We start from the raw sequence: 5,408 nt of genomic DNA, 5'->3' as shown, positions 1-5,408 counted from the left end.
CCACCGGGAACTGCGGCGGACGGGACATCAGCCTCTCCTACATGCTCACGGGGCTCAAACAAACCCCTGTGCCAGAAAGTCTGACGCGCGACATGACCGTCACACCGGCCCAGCCCGGCTCCAGCGCCTGATCCCACTTCCCGTTCGCATTCACCTCCCGCACCACACGAATCGTCGCCGTACCGTCTCCAGAATCGGCGGACGCCGGCGCCACCGCCGCAAAGAACCCCGCCGCCCCCATCGACACCGATAACGCCGCAGATAATCCCAAAGACATACCACCGGCCAAACATCGACGCTGCCGCTGCTCCATTAATAAACCTTTCAACGAGTAGGAGAGAACCGATCTTTATGCGGATCGAACACCCGTAAAGATCGTTATCGCCGGCTCATATGACGAACGCGTGAACCGAACGAGTGAAAGGATTTCTGGATCTGATGAATCATCAAGAGCTGCAGCACGTGTTGAGGGGTCGGCTCAAGTCATCGGTTCAAACACTGGAGTTGGGCCCCTCGAGGGCGCTGACGGGGTTCCGGATCTACTTCTGCGACCCGCGCTCGCCCTGGCAGCGCGGCACCAACGAGAACATGAACGGTCTGCTGCGACAGTACTTTCCGAAGGGCACGGACCTGTCTGTCCACACCGCGCAGGACCTTCGCGAAGTCGCCCGCCAGCTTAACCGTCGCCCCCGCATCACACTCGGAGACAAGACCCCCGCCCAGGCCATGCGAGAATGCCTCACAGGCCCATTGACGATGTGATTGGCAACCACCGATGGAAACCGCCGGCACCGACATCACCCAATCAAGTTCGGTAGCCGTACCCATGCCCACACCAACCCCACAACGCGTTGACCAGCGCAGACGCTGGAACTACAGCAGCCGTGGCTGATCCGGGTCACTCGTACGATCGGGACACCCCAGTGGTGCTCGGCCTTGCCCACGTGCATGCGGGCGGGGAGTGTGCGACGTTGTTGATATCAGTCCAGTCATCTTGGCGGGGCTCTGTGTCAACACACCGCCCCAGGGGACGTGCGAGAAGGTGTATACCTATGCGCAGAGTGGTGGCTGATCTTCTCCGTTTAGTCGTCGCAGGCTGTTTGGGGCTGTTATTGCCATTAGCGGTCTCTGGCCAAGCCGAGGCCGCCCCGGTGACGGTCACCAACGGGATCCAGTTCACCGACACGGCCGGCAGCGCGATACACGGGCACGGCGGCGGCATGATCAAGGTGGGCGGACACTACTACTGGTTCGGCGAGGATACCTATCCTCATTACCGCTTCCGATCCATCCCGGTCTACCGCTCCGCCGACCTGCACACCTGGCAATTCCGTAACTCCGTACTGACCCAGGCCTCAGCCCCCGAGCTGAAGACGGCGGGCGTCTGCGGCCCAAAGTCATCTACAACACCCGCACCAAGCAGTACGTACTGTTCATGCGCAAGGAGAAGAATGCGTGGGACTTCAGCGAGTCCCAGATCGCGGCGGCCACGTCGCCCACGGTGGACGGCAAATACCGCTACCAGGGCAGCTTCCGCCCCCTCGGCAACAGATCCTTCGACGTGAACGTATTCAGGGACGACGACGGCAGCGCGTACCTAATCTCGCAGGGGCGGACTGATGAGCAGAAGGACATTGATATCTACCGCCTGACCCCCGATTACCTTCACGTGGCAGCCGACGTGATCACCCTCAAGGACGTCAAGTGGTCGGGGCAGGCGATGTTCAAGCGCAACGGCGCTTACTTCCTGGTGGCCTCGGGTGAAACCGGCTGGTACCCAAACCAAGCCACGTACAAGACCGCGACCCGCATCACTGGCCCGTGGAGCGAGAAGGCGAAGTACGGCGACGGCATCGCCTACGGCTCGCAGTCCTCCTACATCCTGCCGGTCCAGGGCAGCAGAACAACCTCGTATCTCTACCTGGGCGACCGGTGGGCGAGCGCCTGGGGCGGACAGCACAACGACTCCGAGTACGTCTGGCTGCCGCTGGAGTTCCCGACCAACCGGTCGCTGGCGATGCACTGGCACCCCCAGGTCTCCATCAACACCGCGACCGGCGTGGTGCGCGGCATCGGCTCCGGATACGCCTACGAAGAGCTGCGGCACAGCAACGAGTGCGTGACCGTGACATCGTCGTCCACCGCCAACGGGGCGGGGGTGACGCAGCAGACCTGCGGCACCGCCGCGCACCCGAGCCAGCACTGGCACCAGCACTGGCAAGTACTCCGCCTGAGCAACGGCTCCTACCAGATCATCGCCCGGCATAGCCACAAGTGCCTCACCGCGCCCTCATCGTCTGCCCCCAACCAACACGTGACGCAGCAGACCTGCAGCACCACCGCGAACCAGCAGTGGCAGTTCACCAGAGTCGGCAGCGGATACTGGCGGGTCAGCGCCCGCCACAGCGGCAAATGCCTCGATGTGGACGCAGAATCGACGGCGGTCGGCGCCCGGATAGTCCAGCACGTCTGCAACGCCAGCAACAGCCAGCAATGGCAGCAGGCACCCGCCCCCTACTGAACCACTCCCAGAACCACAACCACATCACCCAGCCGAAGCACACACCAGCCGCCGGCCAAAACGCCTGAGTTGTGTGCCACGTACCTCTACCGGGGGACGTGCGGCGAGCCATGAGTAAAGCACTTGTCGGACACGTCTGGAAGGTTGCCCTTTTTATGCGAAGGAAAATATGCGCTTCTCTCAGATTTATTGCCGCCGCATGCCTCGGACTGTTATTACCGTTACAGGCACCTGGTGAGGCCGCAGCCGCCACGGTGACAGTCACCAACGGGATCCAGTTCACCGAGAGCAATGGCCAAGTGTTGCACGGACATGACGGCTGCGTAATCAAGGTACACCAGTACTATTATTGGTTCGATGAGAATCCTTATCCCAATAATCGTTTTCGATACATCTCGGTGTACCGCTCGGCCGACCTGCACACCTGGAAGTTCCGCAGCAACGTACTGACCGAGGCAACGACCCCCGGAGTGAAGAATCTTCAGCGACCCAAGGTCATTTATAATGCTCACACCGGGCAATATGTCCTCTTCATGCGCAAGGAGAATTAACCGGCACCGTTGATAGAGAATCAGGTCGCAGTGGCTACGTCACCTACAGTGGACGGCAAGTATACCTACCGGGGGAGTTTTCGACCCCGCGGGTACAGGTCGTTCGACGTAACCGTATTTCGCGACGACGACGGCGCGGCCTATCTTATCTCAACGACAAACAAATGGAAGATCCGCGACAGACAGGATGACCTCACCATCTTCCGCCTGACCCCCGACTACCTTCGTGTCGCCGCCCCGGTCGCCACTATCATAAAGATAAGCACCACCCGTGGCGGTGGGAGATGTACTTCGACGGCTCGGTTAACAACAGCCATTGGTCGCAGCACCTTGCTGTCTCCTACGAGGCCTTCCCAAGGCACTTCACCTACGTAGGGATGATCGGCCTCTTCGCCGACGCTGACGTCAAGCTTGTCAACGCGCAGTACATCGCCGCTTATAAGAGGATCGGTATCGACAAAGACTGGTGGCGACTCCACTACGCCACCAGCCGGGACGGCCTCCACTTCACCGACCACGGCCTGCTGGTAGCCCCCGACCCGCTGGCCGGCTTCGACGACTGCGCTGTGCACAATCCGGGCTGGGCCGTCAACGAGAAGGACCTCATCACCGCCCTAATGTATAGCGGGGCCACTTGCCCCTGAGCACTCGGCATCTCACAACTCGGCGTGGCCCTGCCGCAAGCGGAGGTGACTCTCTTCAGCGGCAAGGTTACCCATACACACCGGCAATCCATCAGCGCCACCGCACAGCGCATCGACACCCACCAGTACAACAGTGTCGACCGGATCGTGATCCGTCAACGGCCCGGCGCACCGCCGATCATCAACCAGAATGTCCACGGCACCCGTGGGGACGCATGGGCTGTTAAATGGCGTTTCCGCGCTCCGCATATCCTCTCCCGGGCCATCCGGCTAGGCTGGCTGGTGCCGTGGCGGCTCACCCCTGGTTAGGTCCTGATCAAGGGTGAGCCGTCATCGGCGCAACCGGCATGCTGGTCGGCTCGTCGCTAGTTGAGCTTAAACCGAGATTTGTGGATTCCCTGATACCAGGGGGCTTGGCCACGCGATCGGCGGAGCAGACTTTGGCCGGGAGCTGCTTTGGCGCGAGTGATCATGGCCCCGTAAGCTTCCGGCGCGTCGGGCAGTCTGTGGACCTGCCCGGTAAAGCACGACGTTGGGGCCATGATCTTCGAGGCTCGCGCCAAAGTGGCTGGCTAAAGTCGCGGAGCTGACCGCCCCAGCCACGACGTGTTCTGACCTCATGCCGCCGGGCCACGCTACTCAGGGCGCGCGTCGGCGCAGCGCGGGCGGAGCGGGCCGGAGGCAGGAGCGGCGCCCGCAGCGGAGCCGGGAAGCGCGCCCGGCGGAGCGGAGCGCAGCCGGGGCTTGAACCCGTGAAGAAAGTTGTTACTCAGGCTTCGTCGTGATGCTTGTCCGATCCCGGGTGATGCTTGACAGTTCGGTCCCAGCTGATGGTTGACAGTGGTCGTGATCGGCTTTTCTGTGCGCGTCGTTGCGGTGCGTGTGGGGAGGCCGGGATTGGCGCTGGTGGAGTTGTCGGTTGTCGAGCAGAGATACCGGGCTGTCCTGGCGGTGCTGGCGGGTGCGACGGTGACCGAGGTCGCCGCGTCGTTGGGGGTGTCCCGGCAGACGGTCAGCGGGTGGAAGTCGAGGTATGAGGCTTCGGGTCTGGCCGGGTTGGCGGATCGTTCGCGTAGGCCGGCGCCGTGGCCGCATCGGGCCTCTGCGGAGGTGGAGGCGGCGGTGTGCGAGTTGCGGCGCAAGCATCCTCGCTGGGGTCCGCGGCGGATTGCTCATGTGCTGGAGCGGTCCGGGGCGGTGAGCCCGGTGCCGTCACGGATGACGGTGTATCGGATCCTGGTCCGTCACGGGTTGGTGGAGCCGGGGGTGCGGCGCCGGAAGCGGTCGGATTACAAGCGGTGGCAGCGGGACCGGCCGATGCAGCTGTGGCAGATGGACATCGTCGGCGGCGTGGTGCTGGTCGACCCGGTGACGGGTGAGTTGACCGAGGCCAAGGTCGTGACCGGGGTGGACGATCATTCCCGGTATTGCGTGATCGCGTCGGTGGTCGAGCGGGCGACCGGGAGGGCGGTGTGTGCGGCCTTCGTCCGGGCCTTGCAGTCGTTCGGGGTGCCGGAGGAGGTGCTGACCGACAACGGCAAGCAGTTCACCGTGTCGGTGTACGAGTTCATGTGCAGAGTGAAGTACAAGCTCAAGTGCAGAGTGACGTACGAAGTTGTGGCCGGGGGGGGGGGGGGGGGGGGCCCCCCCCCGCTTTGGTGGGCGGGGGGGGGGCGGGGGGGTCGCTTCGCG

At 63.0% G+C, this 5,408-nt stretch carries 6 protein-coding genes and 1 pseudogene; all 7 read left to right on the top strand.

Going from position 1 to position 5,408, the window contains the following annotated elements:
• Nucleotides 1–525: 525 nt before the first annotated feature.
• A pseudogene (locus ACZ7HQ_RS44740) lies at nucleotides 526–762 on the top strand (IS30 family transposase); the annotation flags it as partial.
• Between the two features lie 673 nt (nucleotides 763–1,435).
• Nucleotides 1,436–2,521: an RICIN domain-containing protein gene (locus ACZ7HQ_RS44735; RefSeq protein ID WP_471003186.1), complete on the top strand. Its 1,086-nt coding sequence runs from the start codon at nucleotides 1,436–1,438 to the stop codon at nucleotides 2,519–2,521.
• A 110-nt stretch (nucleotides 2,522–2,631) separates the two neighbouring features.
• Nucleotides 2,632–3,072 carry a hypothetical protein gene (locus ACZ7HQ_RS44730; protein ID WP_471003183.1) on the top strand — a complete coding sequence of 147 codons (441 nt, stop codon included), beginning with the start codon at nucleotides 2,632–2,634 and terminating at the stop codon, nucleotides 3,070–3,072.
• A gap of 30 nt (nucleotides 3,073–3,102) precedes the next feature.
• On the top strand, nucleotides 3,103–3,447 hold the full coding sequence (locus ACZ7HQ_RS44725; RefSeq protein ID WP_471003192.1) for a family 43 glycosylhydrolase: 345 nt from the start codon (nucleotides 3,103–3,105) through the stop codon (nucleotides 3,445–3,447).
• Nucleotides 3,357–3,716 (top strand): hypothetical protein, encoded by a 360-nt coding sequence (locus tag ACZ7HQ_RS44720; protein WP_471003195.1) that lies wholly within the window; start codon nucleotides 3,357–3,359, stop codon nucleotides 3,714–3,716. The genes ACZ7HQ_RS44725 and ACZ7HQ_RS44720 overlap by 91 nt, the downstream gene beginning before the upstream one ends.
• A 24-nt stretch (nucleotides 3,717–3,740) precedes the next feature.
• On the top strand, nucleotides 3,741–4,025 hold the full coding sequence (locus ACZ7HQ_RS44715; protein WP_471003180.1) for a hypothetical protein: 285 nt from the start codon (nucleotides 3,741–3,743) through the stop codon (nucleotides 4,023–4,025).
• Between the two features lie 603 nt (nucleotides 4,026–4,628).
• Nucleotides 4,629–5,408: helix-turn-helix domain-containing protein (locus ACZ7HQ_RS44710; RefSeq protein ID WP_471003189.1), on the top strand; the 780-nt coding region annotated here is incomplete at its 3' end.

It is taken from the genome of Streptomyces sp. NPDC037290 (assembly GCF_055603245.1).
The sequence above is the reverse complement of the archived record's forward strand: the minus strand, read 5'-3'. Positions and strand labels throughout refer to the sequence as shown.